We start from the raw sequence: 21284 nt of genomic DNA, 5'->3' as shown, positions 1-21284 counted from the left end.
TGTACTTGATGGCAACGTATTGCGATCCGCGATCGGAATGATGGACGAGGCCGCTGCCCTTGGCCGGCCGGCGGTGGTGCAGCGCCTGCTCCAGGGCGTCCAGAACGAAGCCGGCGTGAGCGGTGCGCGACACCCGCCAGCCCACGATGCGACGGGCGAAGGTGTCGATGACGAAGGCCACGTAGACGAAGCCCTGCCACGTGGCCACGTACGTGAAATCGGCCACCCACAAGGCATTCGGGCGGGGCGCCTGGAACTGCCGGTTCACCCGGTCGAGCGGGCAAGATGCCGCCTTGTCGCTGATCGTGGTCCGCACCGCCTTGCCCCGCGTCACCCCCTTCAGGCCCATGCGCCGCATCAGGCGAGCCACCGTGCAGCGCGCCACGTCGAGGCCTTTCCGCCGCAGCTGCCGCCAGACTTTCCGCACCCCGTAGACCTGGAAGTTTTCCTCCCAGACCCGTCGGATAGCCCCCCTCAGCTCCGCGTCGCTGCGCGAGCGGGCCGGCGCCTTGGCCGGATCGACCCGGCGGGCGGCATGGGCGCGGTAGGTGGACGGGGCAATCGGCAGCACCTTGCAGATCGGCTCGACCCCGTGGACGGCGCGGTGCGCGTCGATGAAGGCGATCATTTCTTGAACGGGCGGTCGAGCTCCGCCTGGGCGAAATACGCCGACGCCTTGCGCAGGATCTCGTTTGCCTGGCGCAACTCGCGGTTCTCGCGCTCCAGCGCCTTGATGCGCTCCCGCTCGTCGGTCGTCGGGCCGGGCCGCTTGCCTTGGTCGCGCTCGGCCTGCCGGACCCAGCCGCGCAGCGTCTCGGGATTGCAGCCGATCTTCGCCGCGATCGAGCTGATCGCCGCCCACTGCGAGGCGTGTTCCCCCGCGTGCTCGAAGACCATCCGCACCGCGCGTTCGCGGACTTCAGGGGCGTACTTGGGTGATGTCTGCTTCGTCATGATGACCCCAGTCTCTCAGGAAATGGGGCCTCCAGAAAACCCGGAGCGGTTCACTTGCTCCGAGAGGCCGTCGCCAACGATCATATCGACGACCTCGCCGCCCTCGACCAAGTCCTGGGTGACCGGTGCAACGCCCTCACCGATGATCCGGACACCATTCGCGGCCGCACGCTCTTCCATTGGTGGCCGGCGTTCGCCTGAAAACTCAACCAAATGCAAGCGGTGGAAGCGTTCTCGTGCCGTTGGTATCAGACGCCTGCCAGGGATCGGCCGCCACCGCCTCTACGGCGTCCAGCACCCGGTCATAACCCTGCCATCCGTCCGGGATGTTCAGCGCGTAGGTTGGCAGCGTGGCGAGCCGTTCCATGACCGTGCGGGAGAAGTCGTCGAACATCCAAGGCGCCAGGAAGCGGCCGCCGCGCAGCTGTTGGCTCAGCAGCACCGCCGCAGCGGCCGCCGATACGCGAAGCAGCGTCGGCGCATCGGGCGAAGCGCCTCGCTTCGGCAGCAGAATGGCGACCGGTGCCGGAAAGATCCCGGTGGGAACGGAAAATTTGATCCGGGCGTGCTCCGGACTCTCCGGTCGGTCGAACAGGTAGGTGAGCGTCGCCGGACGCAGGTGATGCGACTTTTCCCAGCAGACCAGCCGGACCACCCGCCCGCTTTCCGGCGGCGGGCTGGGATCGATTCCCAGGAAGTCGTCCGCGAGGACCTGATGCCCCCGCAGTCCCAGCGTGGCCGACAGGGTCGACTTCCCGGCCTTCGACGGCCCGGTGAACAGAACCGACCGGCCACCGATGGCGACGGCCGCCGCGTGCATCACGAGACCCCGCCGCTGGAACAGCGCGGCCGGCACGCCGGCCCGCAAGCCCAGGCGGAACAGCCTGTCCGGGCTGATCCGCCGGTCGTGTTCGACCAGGATCTCCCGGCCGTTCCGGATGAGCACCCGCGGCCTTCCGGCAGCCCCGATCACGATCTCCCCCTCCGAGATCTTGAGGTGGCGGCCGCGCGGCCGCGGGCCCATGACGGCCAGGGCCTCCTGCTCAAGCCTGATCTCGATGTCGGCGGGCCCGTTCTGATCGGCGCAGACATCGCATGGCAGCGGCAGCGGGGAAGCGATCCGATAGCCATGATAAAAGTGATGGAGCATGCCGTCCTTTCCGGTGCGACCCGGTTCCCTGTTCAGCAGACGAGCAAGTCGTAGATTTCGCAGCCAAGCGGCCGGTGTGAGACGCTGGTGACGGCTCCGGTTTCCAGGTCGATCCGATGCAGGGCGCATCGGGACGGCTTGTAGCCGACGCGGACGCGGTCGGAAGACCGTGAAATGCGCCGGAACGCACTGGTTCCGACGACCAGTTCATGGCCGAGGCGGCACACGCCGCGGACAAAGCCGTCCACGCGGGCCACCTCCTCGGCGGTCCCCGTGGTAACGTCGAGGACACGCCCGGTCCCGGATTCGAGCACGATCAGGCGGTCGTCGACGGAAAAGACGCTGTGCGGAATCCGGATTCCGCCGCAGATCTCCACGTCCTCGTCCACCGACCAGACCGCCCCCGGGAGGTTCCGGTGGTCCGGCCCGCGCGCACCCGACAGCATGGCCACGACAAGTCCGCCGCGATGCCGGACCAGACCGTTGGCATAGGGATCCGGAACCAGCGCCTTGGCCCGATCGGGGATCCGCCACACCGGTTCCTCCGTCAGGCCGCCATGACCATCGTCGGCCACCCGCACGATCTCGCCGAACTTGGTGTTGACGACCAACACCCCATCGCCATCGGGAATGAGGGAATGGCCGAGCCTCACCCGCGACAGCGGATGCATGGCGACCACCCCCAGCCCGGCGTCCAGGCGCAGAACGCCGCACCGCTCGTCCTCGTTCGAGGGGAGGGTCGTGTAGATGGCCAGGATCTCGCGTCCCGCCCGGCACAACCCGTAGAGGCGGCTTTCCTCTCCCGCCTCGGGGTAGCGCCGGACCGCCTCCAGGGCGAGGGTGGCGTCGAACTGCAGCAGGCAGGCACCGGTGCCCGGCCGGCGCGGGACGCTGGCGATGATGCGCGATGTCATGGGTCAGCTGCTTGACGCCGGCGTGCCCCAGGCAATGCAGATGGCGTTGACCGCCAGCGACACCGGGTACATCGGCGTCCCGCCGTAGGTCGAACCATCCCCCGCACCGACGTTGCTGGTCAGAGTGATCGGCACCGTGTTGCCGCTCGGCGTTCCGGCCGAGGCGCCGAAGCTGACCGAAAGGATCATGTTCGGCGGAAAGGCCGGGTCGAAGTCAAAGTAGAAGGATTGCAGGAAGACCGCGCAGCCGCTGACGCTCGACAGGTTCGGGAACGTCGCGGTCTGAACGGCCTGCGGAACGGTGTACCATTGCTGGTAGTAGGATTGCGTCACCATGGCGACGTCGACGCCGATCATGTTGTTGGTCAGCATGAACTGTGCGGCGTCGACCGTGCAATTGATCGTGTTCTCGTCGCCGTAAAAGGTGGAATGAGCCACAAGCGACGGCAGAAGGCCCGTCGTGGCGGGATAGTTGGGCGCACCGACCGCAGCACCCATCCCAAGCACGATGGATTCGCTGCCGAAGCCCATGTCGAAGCCTTGGATGAAGCCGACCGAGGAGTAGGGCTGCACCGCCAGCGGGGTGTCGGACAGCGGAAACTGCTGACCGTAGGAGATGTTGGAAACGCTGTTGACCAGTATGGACGGCGACAGCGAATTGGCATCCACTTCGGCGAAGGCCGAGAGACCGACGGTGCAGGTGGCCCCCGGGACATTGGCCGAGACCGTCACGGGAACCGTGTCGCCCTGGGAATACATGCTCGCGTTGGCGCTGATCGCGATGGACTTGATGTAGTCGTTCAGGCCTGAGATATCGAAGCTGCTGATGCCCCAGATGCCTCCAGCGACGTTGGAGGCGCCCGCAAAGGAAAAGTTCGGCTGCGTTCCGCCAGTGGTGTAGCTGGCGTTCGAGACGGCAAAGGTCATTGATCGGTCTCCTGTGCTCAGCTGGCGGTCTGGACGTTGGTCTGCAGGAAGAACGCATAGCTCGCGTTCGCACCCGATGACTGGTAGTCGTCGTGATAGTCGTTGGTGAGATAGAAGGTCGTGGTGATCGACCCGGAGCTGTTGTTGGACGTCAGGGAGTTGACGTAGACACCGACCTTGTTCAGGGCCCGCGTCTCCGGCGAACCGTCGCTGCTGAACAGGCTCATGTTGAAGGCGGTCAGGGCCGCTCCGTACGAGACCGTCCCGGTCGCGGAGTTCTCCAACCAGGAGAAGGTGTAGCTCGCCCCGGCTCCGCCGGTTCCGTTGTTCTGGCTGTTGCTGGATGAGACGGTGCCGGTCGTCCAGTAGAAGTCGGAGAGGCCCGTCAGGGCGCAGATGCAGGTGTCGACGATGCAATAGAGACCGCCCACCCCCATGGAGGCGTAGGTCTGAACCTCCGACGTGCCGCTGCTGTTGAGCCCATGCACGCTGGCGTAGCATCCGGAGATGTCGACCGAGGACGACGAACCGTTCGCCTGGAAGCTGACGCCGGCGATCATCGCCAGGGCCGGGCCGTTGATGGTGACGGAGAAGCCGGCCGAGTCCTGCGATATGACGTTGTAGACGTTGCCGACCGTGACCTGGTTCGTCGTGGACAGGTCGCTCGACGCCGCACCGGTGATGCCGAGAACGGTGAACACGCCCTGGAACGGGGTCGTGTCGCCGCCCGACAGCATGCCCTGTGCGTCGTCGTCAAAGTCGGTCAGGCTGCCGGTGGTGGTGACGTAGATGGTGTTGTTCACCAGGTTCGGAACGGCGCGCGCCTGAAACGAGCCCACCCCTTCGCCGTAGCCGTGTCCCGAGGAAAAGGTGTTCAGGAAGCCGGCCATCGCCACGCCGTGGAACAGAACATCGCCGCTGGCCAGATCGGCGACTTTGACCGACTTGGTGTCCCCGAACGGAAATTGGCTGAAGGTGACTGTCGATACGAAGGGCTGCATGACCGATCCCCGTGCTCGTTGAGGCAAATCAATTCTGGTATTCGTGACCGAGGCCCTTGAAGACGAGGCCGCCGACGATGGTGCCGACCGCCATTCCCGAGGGGGACGGCATGCCCGAAAGCACGGACAGCGATCGGGACTTCACCGCCACCTTCAGCATCGCGCCGCTTTCGCTCTCGCTGAAGGTGCCGAAGGCGGCGGAGGCGAGCACGCCGAAGGCCACGCGCGGCAAGGAAAGCGTCTGCGGATATCGATGAAGCGCCTGGGCGGCCGCGCCGGAGGCGCTGTAGCTGGCGAAGGTGCCCGCGGCCTTCTTGGTCAGATTGTAGAAAGCGCGCAGGGCAAGGTCGTCGTTCTCGACGAACCAGCTTCGGCTCGTCTTTCCCGCCGCGCCCGCCGCCGCTTCACCCGCGCCGTCCTGCGCCGTCCTGGTCGCCTTGAGGAACGCGGCGGAGTCGGCGCTTTCGGATTGGGTGATGCGCGTGACGGCCGACTTGCCCTCCACGCTGGACACGTCGCAGACGCCGCGGCTGAACGCCGAGGCCGTTACCCCGTCGAGCAGCGCCTCGGTCCCGCCGGCGGCCGCCCCCCCGGCGGCGCTGATCGCCACCGCGTCGAGGAAGCCCTTCGGCGTCCACGCGCCGGGGGGCACGTTGGAGACGTAGTTGCCCGCGCCGGCCAGCGCGCCGGAGACCGTGTTGCCCAGCAGCGTCTGTCCCACACGGGAGATGATGTCGACGTCCAGCGCCGCCGAGGAGGGGTCGACCATCATGGCGGCGACGGCCGCGATGTCGAGCGCGATCCCCAGCGCCTCGTTCCAGGTCATCAGGCCGGATGGATCGGTCTGCATGTGCGGCAGACCCATGGTGTAGCAATAGCTGTCCGCGTATTGGCCGAGCGGGTCCGGTTGCAGGAAACGGCCGATCCCCGGATCGTAGAGGCGGGTCTTGCAGAAACAGAGGCTGCTCTCGGGGTCGTATTCGTAGCCGCAGAACCCGAAGGGCAGCGACGGGTCGGAGTCGTACGCGCTGACGGTGTTGCCATAGGCGCCATAGGCGTAGGCGTTGACCAGCGTTCCGCCGCGGAACGCCAGGCGGGCCGAGTTGAGGTGGTCGTAGACGATGGCGCGGCTGCCCTGGCTCGACAGGGAGAAGGCCGGCACGTTGCCCGGCCCCGGCACCCACAGGGTCACGGTTCCGTCGGCCTCCTGGCTGTAGGTCAGACATCCTGCGGGATTGTAGAGCCTGATCGCCGTTCCCGCGGTCGACCGCTTCAGGGTGCGGTCGCCGAAGCCGTTGTAGACGTACTGCGTCGTGGTTCCGCCGGCCACGACGGACGCCGGCAGGGTCGAGGTGGGCTGGTAGGACAGGCTCAGCGCGCCGCTTCCGGTCCGCGAGGCCAGGCAGCCACCGACGTAGCTGTAGTTTCCGGCGTCGCCGCCGGAGGGCGTGATGCTGGCGATGCGGTTGCTGCCGGCGGTGTAGCTGTAGGACAGGGCCGGCGCCGAGCCGACGGTCATCGACTGGATGTTGCCGTTCAGGTCGAGCTTTCCTTCCCCGGTTTCATAGCTGACCGCCAGGGTGCGCGCGCTCTGCGTGTCCGCGACGCCGCTCAGCCGGTTCAGCGCGTCGTAGGAGAAGGTGAGATCGGCGGCGAAGGTGGCTTCGCCGCCGCTCAAGGTCTCGGTCAGCGTCGCCAGATACCCCGCCGTCCCGTAGGTGAGGGCGAGCGTGAAGGTGGTCTGGCCGCAGGTCGCCTCCAGTCCCAGGAACCGGTTGGCGGAATCGAAGCTGCGCTGGATGTCGACCGAGCTTGTGCCGGCGGACAGCGTCGCGGCGACGGGGTTGCCACTGGCGTCGTAGCCGTAGGTGGCGAGCGTGTTGCCGTCCTGGTCGGCGATGCCGACGATGCGGTCCAGGCCGTCGTAGGTGTAGACGATCCCGGTGACCGCGACCCCGTCGACCGTCGGCAGCGCAATCGAGGTCAGCCGTCCCTGAAGGTCGTAGCTGTAGCCGAAAGCCACCGTCGCCAGCGTGGTGCCGCCCGCCGTCGCGGTGGTGGTGCGGCCGGTGACCTCGCCGTTGACGTCATAGGTCAGGGCGTCGGCGATGGTCACCGCGTCGAAATCGCCGCTCGCCGGGGTGTCGGCCGCGACGCTGGCCAGTTGGCCGAGGGCGGTCGGCACCGTGCCGTCGCCGTCCCACGTCCAGGTGGCCAGGCGGACGGCGCCCGAGGAGCCTTCCGGCCAAGTGGCGGCCGTCAGCTCACTTTGAAGCGACGAGAAGGTGGTGCCGGAGGGAATTGCATAGGTCCCGCTGGCCACCGGGCGCCCCAGCCCGTCCCACAGATAATAGGTCGCGTAACTTCCGCTGCTGCCGGCCGCGTCCTGGGTCAGCCGCACCTGCCCGTTCGCGTCGTAAAGGTATTGGAGCGTGCCCGCATCGGCGGTCGCGACGGCGGAAATCACGCCGCTCGGTCCGCGGGTCAGGGTGTCGTCGGGCTGCGTTGCCCCCGCCTGCTCGGCGTTCGGGTCGATCAGTCCCTGGACGATCGCCGCGTTGCCGTAGGCGGTGGTCGCCAGGCTGACGGCCGCGCCGTTCTGCGTCTGCAGGAAGCGCGTGAAAGCCGCCTTGGAGCCGTCCAGCACGGTCCCCGCCTGGTTGCCGGCGGGGTCGGTCGTGACGCTGACGCTGAAGCAGGTGGCGGCCGCCGCGCCGAAGGCGCTGAGGCAGGACACGTCCGACACCGCGCCGCCGTAGCGGCGCGTCACCGTCTGGGGCGTCGCCGGGGCGGGGTCGAGGATGATCGCCTGGGCCTGTCCGGGAAGGCCGAACTCCACCGGCCGCCCGTTCGCCGAGGGTTCGAGGATCTGGCGCTGGTAGGGATAGCCCTGGTCGTTCGGGCCGGGCTTGTTGTTCGTGCCGTCGTAGTAATCGGCCACGTCGCCCTGCATCGCGCCCGTGTTGTCCAGCGTACCGGCGAAATCTGCGAGGTTGACGAAGCTGCTGCGGAAGGCTGGAACCGGCAGGTCCGCTCCGCCCCCGAACCGGGCGGGCGCCGTCTTCGTCTTGACGATCGCCCGGCCGTTGCCGTCCCTCACGAACTGGTTCGTCAGGTAGAGACCGTCCGCCAGCAGCTGGCTTTGCAGGGTAAGCCCGTTGACGTCGTCGAACCGGATGGCCGCGACGGGGTCGAGCAGCAGGGCGAGGTTGCGGATCCCCACCGCGTTGGCCAGCGTCAGCGTGACCGCGCCCTCCGCCAGCGTCCCGGAGGTGGAGGCCACCACCTGACCGTTGGTCAGCAGCGACACGGAGCCGTTGACCGCGAGCAGCAGCACCGAGCCGAGGAGACCCGTGGTCGCCCGCTGCGGGGTGACGCTGTCGCCGTCGAGCGTGACGGTCCAGGCGCCGCCGGCACCCAGCGCAGCGGAGTAACCGCCGACGGCGATGGTCAGCCCGGCGACGTCGGCAGGGCCGGCCCCGTCCGCCGGGACGAGTTCGAAGTACAGCGCGAAGGATCCGCTCAGCGACGCGGCGGAGGTCAGCGTGGCACCGCTCTCCCCCGGCGTCACGACCAGCGTGCCGGAGGCGGTCGCGACGTCGGCGACGGGGGACGGTTGCCAGTTCGCCTGCCACGCCACCGGATCGAGGAAGACGTCGAGGGTGCCGCCGTTGATCGCCCTCAGCGATATCAGTGCGTTGGGATCGTCCAGATTGAACTGCGTGTTCCCTTGGAGCGAGAAGTAGCCGAGTTGCAGGGAGCGGATCCGCCCATCCGGCCCGGTCGCGGCGACCGGGCGCCAGAACGCGTCGTAGGCGGCAGTGCGCGTCGTTCCATCGGGCAGAACGGCGGCGATCATGACCATCCGCAGGGGATCGTAGACGAAGCCCTGCACCGCGCTTTGCAGCGGGCTGACCAGCACCGCGTCGACGGCCAGCCCGCATCCGCTGTCCGCCGCCACCTGCAGCGTGACGACGAGGGTGACTTGCGAGAGCCCCGCCGCCAGTTGCGGCAGGTCGAGGGTGGTGGTGAACGCGCTCCACGACGTCCCGGCCGTGATGGCGACGTCCGGCACCGACACGCCGCTCGCCGTGCCGTTCTCCAGAAGCTCGAACGTCAGGCTTGCGGACAGCCCGGACGCCCCCAACGCCAGTGTGTCGAGGGCGATGACCAGGGGACGGCTGCAGTCCGGCGTCAGCGTCGGGAAGCCCAGCGTGTCGCCGGCGGCAAGCCCCGCGCAGCGGGCGCTCAGGTTGCCGCGGGCGAGGGACCAGCCGGTCGCGCTCTCCAGAGGACTGCCGTTGAACGTCCAGCCCCCCAGCGCCTCGTAGACTTCGAAGCTGGTGAAAAGGGCTTGCCCCTCGGCGAAGCTGGCGTTGCTGGCCGAGGCGACGATCACCTGCCCGGCGGTGTCGTACAGGGTCGACCGATAAATTCCCAACGCGTCCTTGGTTTCCAGCGCCCGGCCGAAGCGGTCGATGGCCTTGACGGTGGAGGCCGTCTGCCACACCCCTTCCTGGGGGAAATCGCCGGCCGACGGCCCGGAAAAGGCCCCGGCACCCGTCCAGTCGTAGCTGCTGCCTGCGATCGCCAGGGAGATGCCGGAGGGCAGCGGCATGGTCGTCCATGCCGTGGCGACGCCGGAGATGGTCGCCGTCGTGCCGCCCTGCGTCACGTCATGCTGAAGCGCGACGATGGGCGACAGCAGGTTGAACGGGGCATAGGCGCTGCCGGGAACCGACGGCAGGTAGGTCCAGCTTTCGGTGTGGGTCACGTCGCCGGCGTCGATGCCGGAGGTCGACGCGACGCCCGTGGTGTAGGTGATCGACCGGGCCAGCATCTGACCATTGAAGGGCGCCGTCAGGGTGGTGGGCACATAGGTGTAGGCGGTGTGCGTGGCCATCCCGTCGGAGCTGGAAGCGGCGGAGGAGGGGCGAACGAAACCGCCGAAAAGGGGTGTCTCGTTGGGCGTGTCGGCCCCGATGTTCCGGCTCGTGAACAGCTCCCAGACCGTCTGGGTCGCGTTCTGCAGGCACCCTTCGAAGACGAAATAGCCGGTGTTGCCGCTGAAGTCGCGCAGCAGGACGTAGGTGGCTCCGTCGTTCCCCGGCACGCTCCAGCAGGAGGAGTTGCCGGCGATCACGGTGGTTAGTTGCGCCGTGTCCGGCAGCACCAGCGGCGGCGTGAAGTTTCCCAGGGCCGTGATCACCGCCGACGGCACCGCGATCGGTGATGCCGTCGTCTCCAGCGCCTGGGCTTGGGACATCGGAATGGTGCCGATGCACGGGCCGCTGACGATGCCGCTGAAGATCGGCATGCCGTCCATTGCGGCCACCGCCGTCGCGGCGTCGGTTCCATTCTCGTAGCTGAACAGTTTGAAGCCGGCCGCCGCGTCCTGCGCCGTCGCCGCGCCGGGGAAGCTGGCGGAATTGTAGAACTTGACGGTCGTGCCGGTGGGGTCGCAGCCCGCTGTCTGCGCGTCGAAGGCGTAGCCGACGACGCTGGTCACGCCCGTTCCGTCGCTCCAGGAGAAGCTCGCGACGGGATAGGCGTCGATCGGCCCGGCCAAAGCCTGCCCCGCGTACCGGTTGAGGACATAGCTGCCGACCTCCGTAAAGAATTGCTCCTGGGACGACCAAGTGACGAGCGTTCCCGGCCCCGCGGACGCCTGCCCGCACAGCGTCGCCGTCTCTCCCGGCGGGGTGTACTGAAGCGAACCCGACTGCGCGAGGAGGACGGGCGCGTTGTCGGCGACTGCGCCGTTCTGCAGCGTCAGCAGCCCGACGTTCGGCGCCGCTCCCGCCGTCGACTGGAAGGCGATGAACTGTGGCGGTTCGAAGACGATGCTCTGGTTGTCGCAATTCGGCGAGGTGGCCGAGGTCAGGTCGGACGGCAGCGTGTAGACGCTGTTCCAGCTCAGCGCCGTGCGGGCGTACACATTGCCCGACGCAATGAAGAAATTCGGCCCAGCACAGTAGGGCGTTCCCTGGTTCACGCTGTCGACGGTGTCCGGCCCGATGGTCTGCGACGAGAAGCTGTTGTCGAAGGCGCTGAACACATAATAGTTCACGCCGACCTCATAGTTGGAAATCGGGTTTCCACTGCAGGAAATCAGCCCGATGTCGTCACCGACGCCGTAGGCGACCCAACTGTAGCTACTGCCGTAAATCGGGAAGGTGCTGGAGAGATTGGTGATGTCTTGGGAAAGCCACTGCGTGCCGTCGAACCGGAACAGCGTGTTGCCGATGAGGTAGAAGCCGTCCGCGCCGAAGGCCGGCGTCGGCGGACAGGCGCCTTGGCCGGGATAGTTGCTCAGCGGATACAGGTCCGACCCGACGAAGGTGAAAAGCGTCTGGTAGTCGCTGCTCCAAGCGGCCAGGGCGGCCAGATAGCTGTCCGGCGAGGGTGTGCCGACGCCGAAGGCAAGGGCGAGCGTCGACGGCCCGACCGTTATCGCCACCTCCCAGGGGGTGGTCAGGTTCGTCGACACGATGGTGGCGGTCCCGCCGCTGTGCAGCGTTCCGCCGGAATCAACCCAGAAGAGGGCGAGCTGGGCCCCCGACGCCACCGCGCTCGCGATGGCGAGGACCTCCCCGAAGCTGCCGACCGCATAGGATTTCGCATAGGTCTGGGACAGGGCCGACTGCCACTGCGCCGTCGCCCATTGCCAAGTCCAGACGTTCAGGGTGTTGTTCGAGCTGTTCTCGTCGTAGGTGGTGGCGGCGATGAAGTTGTTGCCGGCGGAAACCGACGTCGGCACGCCGGGAATGCTGGTTTCCGGCGTGGACACCGTCCACGCGGCGGGGCTGCCGGCGCGGCGGGCACCGGATATCATGCCCACCGTCGACGGTTGGTCCGGAACGCTGTAGCTGAGAAAGATCGAAAAGATGTCCGTGCCGGCGACGCCGACCACGTCAGCCCCGATGATGGTCTCGTCACCGCTGTCGGTGAAGTTGAACACGACTTGGTCGACCACGCACGGCAGCCACAGCCCCGACCAGGTGTAGACGCTGACCGACGCCATTTTGGAGGCGCCGTCGATCCACAGCGCGACGGCATAGTCCGGTCCGAGCCAGACGTAGGGCGTTCCGGTGGGCGTCCAGTTCGTCAGCCCCGTGGGCGCCGACACCGTCACCTGCCGGTTGCAGTTGTCGATCTGGCTCGCCGCGTAGGCCCACGTGGCGACCGCGCCCTGGGGGTAGGTGACCGACAAGACGGCGCCCGGATTCGTGCTGGAGACGCCCGTCACGTAGGTGCCCGTCACGTAGGTGTAGGTGAATCCGGGCAGGCTCAATCCCTCGGGCGTCGTCTCGGTGATCGACGTCAGCAGCCGCTTGACCCCGGTGTTTCCCAGCCCGGCGACGTCGCACACCTCATAGCCCAGGGTCACGCCGTAGAGCGGGGTCAGGTCCGCCGTGACCACGGCGATGCTGCTCAGGTACAGCGTTTCGTAGCGGTCCTGATAGCCGCTGACCTCGGGAATGGTGCCGCCCGACGTGAAATCCACATGCGGGTCGAGGTATTCGAAGCCACCGCCATCGTTGGAACAGGACTTGGACCCGTAGAAAAGCTGGATCTGCCGGCCGAAGCAGTCGGTGACGGTGGTCAGGTAGCAGGCCTTGGTGTAGGGCTTGCCGGAGGCGCCGCCGACCAGCTGCTCCACGCCGCCGGCGATGATGTTCGCGCCGGTGCGCTGGGTGACCAGCGTCCCGCCCTGCTGTTCCAACTGGTTGTAGCCGTAGGTGACCCGGTTGCCCGCCATGTCCTGCCGATAGGTCAGGTGCCAGGCGCGGGCGTACTGGACCTGCGTCTCCGCTCTCGAGCCGACCTGGCAGGACGCCCCGGCCCAGGCGGTCGCCGTGTCGGACGACGCCCATCGGACCGCCCATTCGATGCCGTTGCCGATGCCGGTCCGGTAGGGGTTGGCGGCCGGGCCCACGGGAACGCCCATGCCGCCGTAGCTTCGCACCTCCCCCTTGTCGGTCGTGATCTCCCACCGTTCGAAGGTCGAATAATAGATGATTCGGGAAAAGTCGAAGCTGGCCGCCTGATAGGACACGCCGCCGTCGCTCACCACCAGCGACGTTCCATCGACGGCGAACAGGCGCTGGCCAGCGGCGTCCGAGATCAACCAGCCGTCCGTGGTGGCGCTGACTTGCACCTCGTCGGACAGCATGATGCCGGCGGCCAGGAACTGCTCGGCGGCACCAGCGGGCAGCGTGCTTCCGTCGAACGTCACGCCGGTCAGCGTGAAGTAAGGCCAGGTCAGCCCATCGGCGACCAGCGGGTTGGCCACGCCGTCCATCTCCAGCACGTAGGACAAGGCGCCCAGCCCGGTCGACCCGTCCGTTTCGGCGACGATCCGGCTCCCGCTCAGCGACCATCCCAGGCCGACGACGCCGGTCGGCGCGTCCATGTTCCACGTGGTGGCGCTGCTGTGGATGCCGCTGTCGTAGCTGAGCGCAAGCGTGACGTCGAGTATGTGAGGCGCTGCGCCCACCGGCAAATGCACGAGATTTTTTGTGAAGGATACATTCCCTGTGAACATATTGACACTGGACGCCAATTCACCGATCGCGCCGGAATCCATTTGGTTCGGGCTGCTGGAAATTTGACCTGCAGTCACAGTCCACTCCTTGGTTCCTGGTGAACGGGATTTGACGCCGTCAAGGCGCGAGCCTGGACAATCGGTTGCAGCCCACGTTTGCAGTCTGGAAAATCATCGGGCGCATACAGTCAATAATTGTAAACTATCATGTTACTTCATTTTGTGTTGCATCATCGGCGTCATGGCGTCGCTCTAAGGGATAATCTTTTCAGATTATGCACTCTCAATGGTGAACGCGCAATTCTGGTGCGTCAAATGGTTGATTGAGCAGGGACAGATGGACGTTGGTGCGCAAATCGGCAGGCTGGCAATCGAAGAGGGCTGCGGGTAAAGGATTGCCCGCCTACACCAGCTTCAGGAGGCACTTCGGCGGACCGGTTACCCAAGGCGGGGCGGACAGAACTTCGACGCGGTTGGTTTCGCCCGGTGGCCGCAAGCGGGCGACCGGCGCGGCCCGTGCATTCGCCCGGCCAGCCAATATTACGACGCGGTGCAGTCGTCCAAGAAGAGGCGGGTCACCAGCCACGGCCTGCGCCGGCTGCACCGCTGGCTGCCGGATCGGCTGCTGGTCGCCGTCATGGACGGCGGGTTCGCCGCGCTGGAGCTGCTCGATACGCTGAGCCCGTCGATGATCGTCGTCACGCGCTTGCGCTTGGAGGCCGGCCTGTTCGATCCCCCGCCGGCCGAGCAACACTATGGCCGTCCGGCGGTCAAAGGAGCCCGGCAGCCGAGCTTGCGCGCTCGGTTGAGCGACCCGTAGATCGCGACAATCCCGCACTCCGCTTGGCCTGATGACCACCGTCCCAGAACGGATGGATGTCCTGCAATGCGCAAAGCCGAGACAACCATTGCAATGCCCTCTCCACGCGGGAAGCCGACAAGCCGTCGTGCAGCTCGCGCCAGATCGGCATCACCTCGTCCAGCGGCCCCCAGCCCAGCACGCCGTGAACGATGTCATCCGGCGTGAAGAGCGCGCGCAAGGCGCCGAAGTCGCCGGCGTTGAACGCCGCGACGTAGGCGCGAACGGCTTGCCTGTTGCTCTCGACATCGGGCATGAGCGCCCCTCCCTCATGGCGGTCGGACCCGAATATAGTCTGCGTTTCCTCGTCCGCCATCTGGGGACGGGCGGACAGACGGAGACTCCGCCAGCCTTTCCAGAGACAGCGAACGCCGGCGGATGCGAGATCACCCCGGGGACTTGCCTGGCACGGCGGTCACCAACCCGACCAGCGCGACAAATGCGAACGCGGCTCCGGTCAAAAAGGTCGCGGCCGGACCGAACGCGGTCCAGAGCGCCCCGGCGAGAGCACTGGCTCCGAGCAGGGCGATCCCGGTGATCAGGTTATAGAGGCCGAACGCCGTGCCCCGCAGGTCCTTGGGCGCGGCGTCGGCGACGAGGACGGCCAGCAGCCCCTGGGTCGCTCCCATGTGAAGTCCCCAGACCGCCGCCCCGGCCAGAACGATCCACCCGGCCCCGGCCGTCGCCAGAACCAGATCGGCCAGAACCAGGAAACCGATGCCGAGGGCCAGCAGGGTGCGCCGGTCCAGCCTGTCGGCCAGCGTTCCAAGCGGATAGGCCGACACCGCGTAGACAACGTTCATCACGATGAGCACCAGCGGCGCATAGGCGTCCTCCACCCCGACGCTCTGAGCGCGGAGCAGCAGGAAGGCTTCGCTGAAGCGCGCGAGCGTCAGCACGGACGCCAAGGCGGCGACCGCCCAGTAGGAACCGTTCAGCCGCCGGAGCTGGCTGCGCCGAATGGGGAACCGCCGCGGTTCGGTGGCGGGCTCCCCAGTGGGCTCGCGCACACCGAACAGCATCACCGCAACGGCAATGAACGCCGGGAGGACGGCGATCCAGAACACCAGGCGGAAGTCGTTGCCGCTCACCAGCATGAGCAGCATCGCCAGGGCCGGCCCGGCGAAGGCGCCGACGGTGTCCATCGACTGACGCAGGCCGAAGGCGGCGCCGCGCAGGTCGGGTGGCGTCACTTCGGCGACCAGCGCGTCGCGGGGCGCGCCGCGAACACCCTTGCCGATGCGGTCGAGAAACCGGGCAAGCAGGACCGAGCCCAGCGTGTCGGCGAGCGGGAAGACCGGCTTGGTCAGCGCCGCCATGCCGTAGCCCAGCAGGAGCAGCGGCTTGCGCCGCCCCACCCAATCGCTCATCACCCCGGAGAAGACCTTGGTGATGGCGGCCGTGGCCTCGGCGATGCCCTCGATGAAACCCACCGACCGCACGCTGGCGCCAAGGACCGAGACCAGGAACACCGGCAGCAGGCTGTGGATCATCTCCGACGAGACGTCCATGAACAGGCTGACGAAGCCCAGCGCGACGACGCTGCTGGGAATGGAGCGCACGGACAAGGGACCCTCGCTGACGCATTTTGGAGCGCGGCACACGTCGGTGAGACACCCCGCTGCGGTTGCCCCATCATCGTCGCATCTCCGGTTTCCGAACGGGAGATGCGACGCGCACCGGACATCGCCAAGCCGCCCGTCTTGCGATGCCCTTGTGCGGCGGAGCCCGGCCCACCCCCACGGGGCGAGCCTCGCTCCGTGGGTCAGGCGATTTCCAAGGCTCCGTCCACCGGCGCCTTGCCGCCGAAGCCATTCTCCAGAGCCCAGATCGCTGCCTGTGTGCGGTTCGAGACGTTGATTTTGCGCAGAAGGCTCTTGAGGTGAACCTTCACCGTCGCCTCGGTGATGTTCAGGTGAATGGCGATCATCTTGTTGCTGTCGCCCTGGATGAGGCGCTGCAGGATCTGCACCTCGCGTCCCGACAGACCCTTTGGGGCGCGCGGTGCGTTGGCATTGGCGCTCGCCTTTCCCGTGATCAGAAGGGCGGCAAAGCTGGTCGGGAAAACCTTCTCCCCCAGCATGACCAGACGCAGCGACTGGGCGAGCGCCGTCGGCGAGATGTCCTTCATCAGGAAGGCATCGGCTCCGGCCTGGATAGCGTTGGCCATCTCATCCGCGTCCAGTTCGGTGGCGAGCAGAACAAGCCGCGCTTCGGGATAGTGGCCCTTCAGCGCCGTCACCGCCTGCACCGTGCCACGCGTCGCCGCCGGATCAAGCATGATGAGGTGTGGCGCGGCACCCGCTGCGCCTGGCTGCAGCCCCTCCACGCTCGCCGCCTCGTTGGTGACGCGGAACTCCCCGTCGGAGAACAGGGCCTTCATGCCTTCGCGGAACAGCTTGTTGGCGTCGATCAGAAGGATGGAGACAGGGTGCATCGTCCAGTCACTCTCGAAGGTGGATCGGATGGCCGGACGTTACCAAACCGTTTGTGCACAAACCACCCTAACGTTAGTAAAAAATTAACCACATGAGGCAGGAAGAAACCTACGCTTTAGGTTATGTGCAGCACCCGGATGGAGCGTCTTGCCCCGATAGGGGGCGAACCTCACGAGGTCGCGCGTCGGCAGGCGCTCGACCTGCTCCGGCTTGTTGCGTTTTCCCGCGCTGACGGGGACCTTGTTCGCAGTGGAGAGCGCCCCAACGGTCCGGATTTTCGTCGTTCGGGCCGCCAATGCCGCTATCGCCCGACCTCCACCGTTCGGGAGGTTTCGGCCGGAGCGCGGCGGCGGCTCAATCGATCGAACGCCAGGTAAATCACCGGCGTCGTGTAGAGGGTCATGAGCTGCGACACCAGAAGCCCGCCGACCATGGCGTAGCCAAGCGGCTGGCGCAGCTCCGCCCCGGTCCCGGCGCCCAGCATCAGCGGCACCCCGCCGAGCATCGCCGCCATGGTCGTCATCAAAATCGGTCGGAAGCGCAGAAGGCAAGCCTCGCGGATCGCTTCGCGCGGGGACTTGCCGTGTGCGCGTTCCGCAACGATGGCGAAATCGACCAGCATGGGGTTCTGGGCTCAAACCCCCGAAATTTCCGGAATCGTGGAATATCAGAGGCTTAGGTAAGCGAGATGGTACGTGGAGCAAAAGTCCGGGCAGTCAGGCCGTGGCTGATCGCGTTCTGACGAGATCGGGCAGGTAGGGAGCGTCGACTCCGAACAGGCCGAGACGGTGGCCGAGATAGTCCCAGAAGGAGACGCTGAGCTTGGCGCAGGTCAGCAGCAGGCTGGCGAAGACATCCCGGCCGTCACGCCCCTGATCGGACTGGGTGCCGCCGGAGACCTTGCGCTTGGTGACCTGCGGACGCAGGTCACGCTCCGAGCCGTTGGTGTTGAGCGGCACCTCCGGGCGGTCCAGCACCACCAGCAACTCGTCCTTGTTGGCGTGCAACCGGTCCAGCAGGCGGTCGAGCGTGACGAAGCCCGTGCGTCGGCGGAACAGGCGATCGAAGCGCGTCCGCAACGCGGAGCGCCGGCGCCGATCGGGAGCCCGCCGGTAGGCTTTCAGGTCGGCGTAGAACCACCAGATCAGCGCCCGCACGCGCTGCTGGGCGGCGTACTGCCGGTCGGTGAAGGTGTCGAGCTTATGGACCAGCCGCTCCGCGTGGACCCAACCCAAAGCGTGGTGATCGACGGCGAACTGTCCGGCATCGTCGGACAGGATCACGGTGTCGGGCAGCAGGCCGTGTGCCTTGATGGCGCCCCACACCGCCCCTTCGGTGGCGATCAGCACCGGATCGGGGGACACCGCCAGCCCGGTGATCCCGAGCCGCTCAAGATGGCTCATCCAGGCCGCCTTGTCGGCGAAGTGCCTTTCGGGATGGGCCGTCAATTGCGCGATCACCGGTCCGGCGAGGGCACGCTGGCGCATGTACTCAAGCGCTTGGACGTTGATCACGTAGTCCGGATGACCGGCCCGCAGCACCTCCAGGAAGTTCAGCCGGCTCTTGGAGCCGGTGGTGGCGAAGGCGGTGAAATGATCGTTGCCGACCCGCGTGCAGAAGGCGTTCTTGCGTTGGTGCCGGGCGCCGGTGTCATCGACGCTGATCCACGCCGCGGTTTCCAGCCCGGCCCGCAGCACATCGCGGGCCTCGGCGCGGAAGGTCTCCGTGCCGGTGTTGAGAAGGCGCACGAGTTGGCGCTTGGAGATGTCGATGCCGAAGGCCCGGAGCTGGCTCACCAAGCGCGGCATCGTCACTTGGCCTTGATGATACTGCAGCAGCACGAAGCGGCGCAGTTCCGGCCCGAAGTGGCCGGTGATCCCGGCCGGCATCGGGGCGACCACGGTCTCGCCGGCCGGGGTCAGCCACCGTTCCCGGCGGATGCGCAGCGCATGCGGGCGCAGCACGAGATCCTGGACGACGAAGTCTTCGTAGCCCCCCGCCTTCGCGGGGGCAGGCTCTTGAAACGCGAGCCGACCGGCACGCTGGCGTGGATGATGCGATCTTCGTGAATGGCCAAACGTTCGGTCTTGCGCCGCTTCTTGCCGCGCTTGCCGCCGCCCGCCGGTTTGGGGGCGGTCTTCTGCTCCATGCCGCTGGGCCGGATCACCGGACGGCCCCTTACGCCCTTGAGCGCCGCGACCTCCGCCCGCAGATCCGCAACCGCCTGCTTCAGGGCAGCGTTTTCCGCCAGCAGGCGTTCGGCCAGCGCTTCGAGATCGCCACGCGACAGACCGGACAGGGAAAACTTCTCGGGGGTGCTCACAGCCGGAAACATGTGTCCCGGCCAAGCCAAATCCAATCCCGGCTCGCGGCATGCCTGCCCGGCTTTTTGCCCCACGTACGTTACTCATCCCTCGATCCTCAGGTTGGAGCAGCCGATCGCCTTCAGGACCTGGATCATGAAGGCGGCGCTGAAGCTGCCGCGGCTGATCTTGTTGGCGATGGAGGCCGGCGTCTCCTCGACGCCGATCCCCCGCAGGCGCTCCGCCAGCTGCGGGTAGGTGAGGTCGCGCCGCTTGATCTCGGCGCGCAGCAGTCCCTTGGCCTCGCAATACCAGGGGTCGTCGGCCATCGTTTTCACCCTCTCACGAACGATAGGGCCTTATCATGGATGACATGGATGGAGCTTGACAAGCCTTTTGCAACTTGTCATAAATGACATGTCGATATCGTTAGGAGTATCGCCATGTCCCAGCACTTCCTGCTCTCCGCTGCTGCCCGCACGCTGAACCTCGCAAAGGTGCTGCGCATGTCGGACCAGGAAGCTGAGGCGGTGTTCGCCCGCGTCCGCTGGGGCGAGACGGACGGGCGCCCGGAATGCCCGGCCTGCGGCTGCGACGCGGTGTACGATTGCCGCCGGCCGAACGGCGCGCCCCGCTGGCGCTGCAAGGCGTGCCGCACGGACTTCACTCTCACCTCCGGCACGCTGTTCGCCTTCCACAAGCTCAAGCTCCAGGTCTACCTCGCCGCCGTGGTGATCTCGGTCAACGAGGTGAAGGGCAAGAGCGCCCTGGCGCTGTCCCGCGATCTCGGGGTGCAGTACAAAACGGCCTTCGTGCTGGCGCACAAGATCCGCGAGGCGATGGGCGCCGACATAAAGAGCATGGTGCTGGGCGGGGAAGGCCGCACGGCCGAGGTGGACGGCTGCTACGTCGGCGGGCACGTCCGCCCCGAGAACCGCAAGGAGGACCGCAAGGACCGTCGCCTCTCGGCCAACCAGAACGGCAAGCGCCATGTGGTTCTGGCGATCCGCGAGCGTAACGGCCGCACCGTGACGCAGGTCTTTGAGAGCGAGGCCGCCGCGGCCGGCTTCATCAAGGCCCGGGTGGACCGCGGCACCGTCCTGCACGCGGACGAGTCCGCCGCCTGGAACCCGCTGCACGCCAGCTTCGAGACGAAGCGCATCAACCACCAGGACGCCTACTCTCTGGACGGCGCCTGCACCAACCAGGCGGAAAGCTTCTTCTCCCGCCTGCGCCGCGCCGAGATCGGGGCTCACCACCACATCTCGGGCGCCTACCTCGCCCGCTACGCCCGTGAAGCTGCCTTCAAGGAGGACTGGCGCCGGGAGAGCAACGGCGAGCAGTTCCGCCGGGTGGTGACGCTGGTCACCAATAACGGCCCCTCGGTGGACTTTTGCGGCTACTGGCAGCGGAACCGGCCAGCCGCCCTTGCGGCGTGATCAGGGCCGCACCCGCCACGCCGTCACCTTCCCCTCGGTCACCCGCTCCACCAGACCGGCGGCCTGCCGGGTGACGGCGTTGCTCACCAGTTTCATGACGAGCTGCACCGTGCGCCCGTCGCCGGCATCGAGGCTGCGCCGCTCCATGACCCTGACGGCGATGTCCCGCGTGGACAGCGGTGCCGGGGCGGTGCGCAGCACGTCCAGTACCAGGCGGGCCAGCTCGCCGGGCCGGAACCAGTCGTTGCGCTTGCGCACGGCCTTTGGGGCGATGCCGTCCGGTTCCAGCTCGGGCACGTAAAGGCGGAGCACGGCATCGACATGCACCAGATCGGCCCGATGCTGGGCGATGCACCGTTCCATATCCTCAATGATGCCAGCGATCTCCGCCCGCTTGTCCTTCAGCGCGCTGACGACGTGTGGTTCGCCCATGCAGGAAGCCCTTTCCGTCCGGTTTGCCGAAAGGCAGAATACGGGCGATGGAGGCGGCGACGCAGGACTCAGCGGTGGCGGGTGCTACATAATTCCGCAATACCGTGTCCTTAAGCTGACCTCGCCGGACCAGAGGTCCATACTTAGTATGAGTGCTCGGCGATGCGATGAGTTCCATATCTTGTGGCGGCTCACGCTAAAGACACGGTATTGGGCTTAGGGCGTGTCGTCAGTTAGGGGATTCCCAGCGGGCGGAATGCGTGATTCATAGAGCGTCGGCTGACGGGAGGGCCGACCGATGCGACGCTATGCTTTGCGC

General features: G+C 66.9%; 15 protein-coding genes, 2 pseudogenes and 1 other annotated feature. Of the genes and pseudogenes, 3 read left to right on the top strand and 14 right to left on the bottom strand.

From position 1 onward, the window contains the following. Positions 1-954: pseudogene (locus tag ACSVC7_RS31285) on the bottom strand (IS3 family transposase); the annotation flags it as partial. Next, positions 554-670, bottom strand: a sequence feature (AL1L pseudoknot). It overlaps the preceding pseudogene by 117 nt. A gap of 54 nt (positions 955-1008) precedes the next feature. On the opposite strand from ACSVC7_RS31285, the gene ACSVC7_RS31280 reads away from it, so the two are divergent. Next, on the top strand, positions 1009-1155 hold the full coding sequence (locus ACSVC7_RS31280) for a hypothetical protein (protein WP_448208417.1): 147 nt from the start codon (positions 1009-1011) through the stop codon (positions 1153-1155). A 4-nt stretch (positions 1156-1159) separates the two neighbouring features. On the opposite strand, the gene ACSVC7_RS31275 is transcribed toward ACSVC7_RS31280, so the two are convergent. Genes ACSVC7_RS31275 through ACSVC7_RS31255 form a run of 5 tightly spaced genes read right to left on the bottom strand, consistent with a single transcriptional unit; the run spans position 1160 to position 13446 of the window. Further along, positions 1160-2104 (bottom strand): hypothetical protein, encoded by a 945-nt coding sequence (locus tag ACSVC7_RS31275; protein ID WP_483509063.1) that lies wholly within the window; start codon positions 2102-2104, stop codon positions 1160-1162. Positions 2105-2136: 32 nt separating this feature from the next. Continuing rightward, positions 2137-3018 (bottom strand): DUF4915 domain-containing protein, encoded by an 882-nt coding sequence (locus ACSVC7_RS31270; protein WP_448208419.1) that lies wholly within the window; start codon positions 3016-3018, stop codon positions 2137-2139. A 3-nt stretch (positions 3019-3021) separates the two neighbouring features. Continuing rightward, positions 3022-3945 carry a hypothetical protein gene (locus tag ACSVC7_RS31265; RefSeq protein WP_448208420.1) on the bottom strand — a complete coding sequence of 308 codons (924 nt, stop codon included), beginning with the start codon at positions 3943-3945 and terminating at the stop codon, positions 3022-3024. A 17-nt stretch (positions 3946-3962) separates the two neighbouring features. Next, positions 3963-4946, bottom strand: coding sequence for a hypothetical protein (locus tag ACSVC7_RS31260; protein WP_448208421.1), 984 nt, complete (start codon positions 4944-4946; stop codon positions 3963-3965). A gap of 28 nt (positions 4947-4974) precedes the next feature. Continuing rightward, the gene (locus tag ACSVC7_RS31255; protein WP_448208422.1) at positions 4975-13446 is read right to left on the bottom strand and encodes an RHS repeat domain-containing protein; all 8472 of its coding nucleotides are present in this window, start codon (positions 13444-13446) and stop codon (positions 4975-4977) included. Between the two features lie 598 nt (positions 13447-14044). On the opposite strand from ACSVC7_RS31255, the gene ACSVC7_RS31250 reads away from it, so the two are divergent. Then, positions 14045-14314, top strand: a complete 270-nt coding sequence (locus tag ACSVC7_RS31250) for a hypothetical protein (protein ID WP_448208423.1) — start codon at positions 14045-14047, stop codon at positions 14312-14314. On the opposite strand, the gene ACSVC7_RS31245 is transcribed toward ACSVC7_RS31250, so the two are convergent. From ACSVC7_RS31245 to ACSVC7_RS31215, 7 genes and pseudogenes are all read right to left on the bottom strand, one after another. Next, complete coding sequence (locus ACSVC7_RS31245) at positions 14265-14609, bottom strand: nuclear transport factor 2 family protein (protein WP_448208424.1); 345 nt, start codon at positions 14607-14609, stop codon at positions 14265-14267. The genes ACSVC7_RS31250 and ACSVC7_RS31245 overlap by 50 nt on opposite strands. Before the next feature lie 130 nt (positions 14610-14739). Next, positions 14740-15915 carry an MFS transporter gene (locus tag ACSVC7_RS31240; RefSeq protein ID WP_448208431.1) on the bottom strand — a complete coding sequence of 392 codons (1176 nt, stop codon included), beginning with the start codon at positions 15913-15915 and terminating at the stop codon, positions 14740-14742. A gap of 203 nt (positions 15916-16118) precedes the next feature. Then, complete coding sequence (locus ACSVC7_RS31235) at positions 16119-16790, bottom strand: LuxR C-terminal-related transcriptional regulator (protein ID WP_448208425.1); 672 nt, start codon at positions 16788-16790, stop codon at positions 16119-16121. A 302-nt stretch (positions 16791-17092) separates the two neighbouring features. Then, positions 17093-17413 (bottom strand): annotated as a pseudogene (locus tag ACSVC7_RS31230) (efflux RND transporter permease subunit); the annotation flags it as partial. Positions 17414-17507: 94 nt separating this feature from the next. Next, positions 17508-18755, bottom strand: a complete 1248-nt coding sequence (locus ACSVC7_RS31225) for an IS66 family transposase (protein ID WP_448208426.1) — start codon at positions 18753-18755, stop codon at positions 17508-17510. Beyond that, the gene (locus ACSVC7_RS31220) at positions 18710-19189 is read right to left on the bottom strand and encodes a hypothetical protein (RefSeq protein WP_448208427.1); all 480 of its coding nucleotides are present in this window, start codon (positions 19187-19189) and stop codon (positions 18710-18712) included. Before ACSVC7_RS31220 ends, ACSVC7_RS31225 begins: the two co-directional genes overlap by 46 nt. 9 nt (positions 19190-19198) lie before the next feature. Next, positions 19199-19423, bottom strand: coding sequence for a DUF6471 domain-containing protein (locus ACSVC7_RS31215; RefSeq protein WP_448208428.1), 225 nt, complete (start codon positions 19421-19423; stop codon positions 19199-19201). Between the two features lie 114 nt (positions 19424-19537). Between ACSVC7_RS31215 and ACSVC7_RS31210 the strand changes: the two genes are divergently transcribed. Continuing rightward, complete coding sequence (locus ACSVC7_RS31210; protein ID WP_448208429.1) at positions 19538-20533, top strand: IS1595 family transposase; 996 nt, start codon at positions 19538-19540, stop codon at positions 20531-20533. Here ACSVC7_RS31210 and ACSVC7_RS31205 read toward each other — a convergent pair whose 3' ends face one another. Next, on the bottom strand, positions 20534-20965 hold the full coding sequence (locus ACSVC7_RS31205) for a hypothetical protein (RefSeq protein WP_448208430.1): 432 nt from the start codon (positions 20963-20965) through the stop codon (positions 20534-20536). Between the last annotated feature and the right edge of the window lie 319 nt (positions 20966-21284).

This window comes from Azospirillum mesophilum (assembly GCF_053470405.2).
Note: the sequence above shows the minus strand (reverse complement) of the source record. Positions and strands in the feature narration are given on the sequence as shown.

Coding starts and splice junctions, on each gene's coding strand:
- ACSVC7_RS31215 (WP_448208428.1), bottom strand. CDS start 19,423: ATGGCCGACGACCCCTGGTATTGCGAGGCCAAGGGACTGCTGCGCGCC.
- ACSVC7_RS31265 (WP_448208420.1), bottom strand. CDS start 3,945: ATGACCTTTGCCGTCTCGAACGCCAGCTACACCACTGGCGGAACGCAG.
- ACSVC7_RS31205 (WP_448208430.1), bottom strand. CDS start 20,965: ATGGGCGAACCACACGTCGTCAGCGCGCTGAAGGACAAGCGGGCGGAG.
- ACSVC7_RS31275 (WP_483509063.1), bottom strand. CDS start 2,104: ATGCTCCATCACTTTTATCATGGCTATCGGATCGCTTCCCCGCTGCCG.
- ACSVC7_RS31210 (WP_448208429.1), top strand. CDS start 19,538: ATGTCCCAGCACTTCCTGCTCTCCGCTGCTGCCCGCACGCTGAACCTC.
- ACSVC7_RS31235 (WP_448208425.1), bottom strand. CDS start 16,790: ATGCACCCTGTCTCCATCCTTCTGATCGACGCCAACAAGCTGTTCCGC.
- ACSVC7_RS31245 (WP_448208424.1), bottom strand. CDS start 14,609: ATGCCCGATGTCGAGAGCAACAGGCAAGCCGTTCGCGCCTACGTCGCG.
- ACSVC7_RS31260 (WP_448208421.1), bottom strand. CDS start 4,946: ATGCAGCCCTTCGTATCGACAGTCACCTTCAGCCAATTTCCGTTCGGG.
- ACSVC7_RS31270 (WP_448208419.1), bottom strand. CDS start 3,018: ATGACATCGCGCATCATCGCCAGCGTCCCGCGCCGGCCGGGCACCGGT.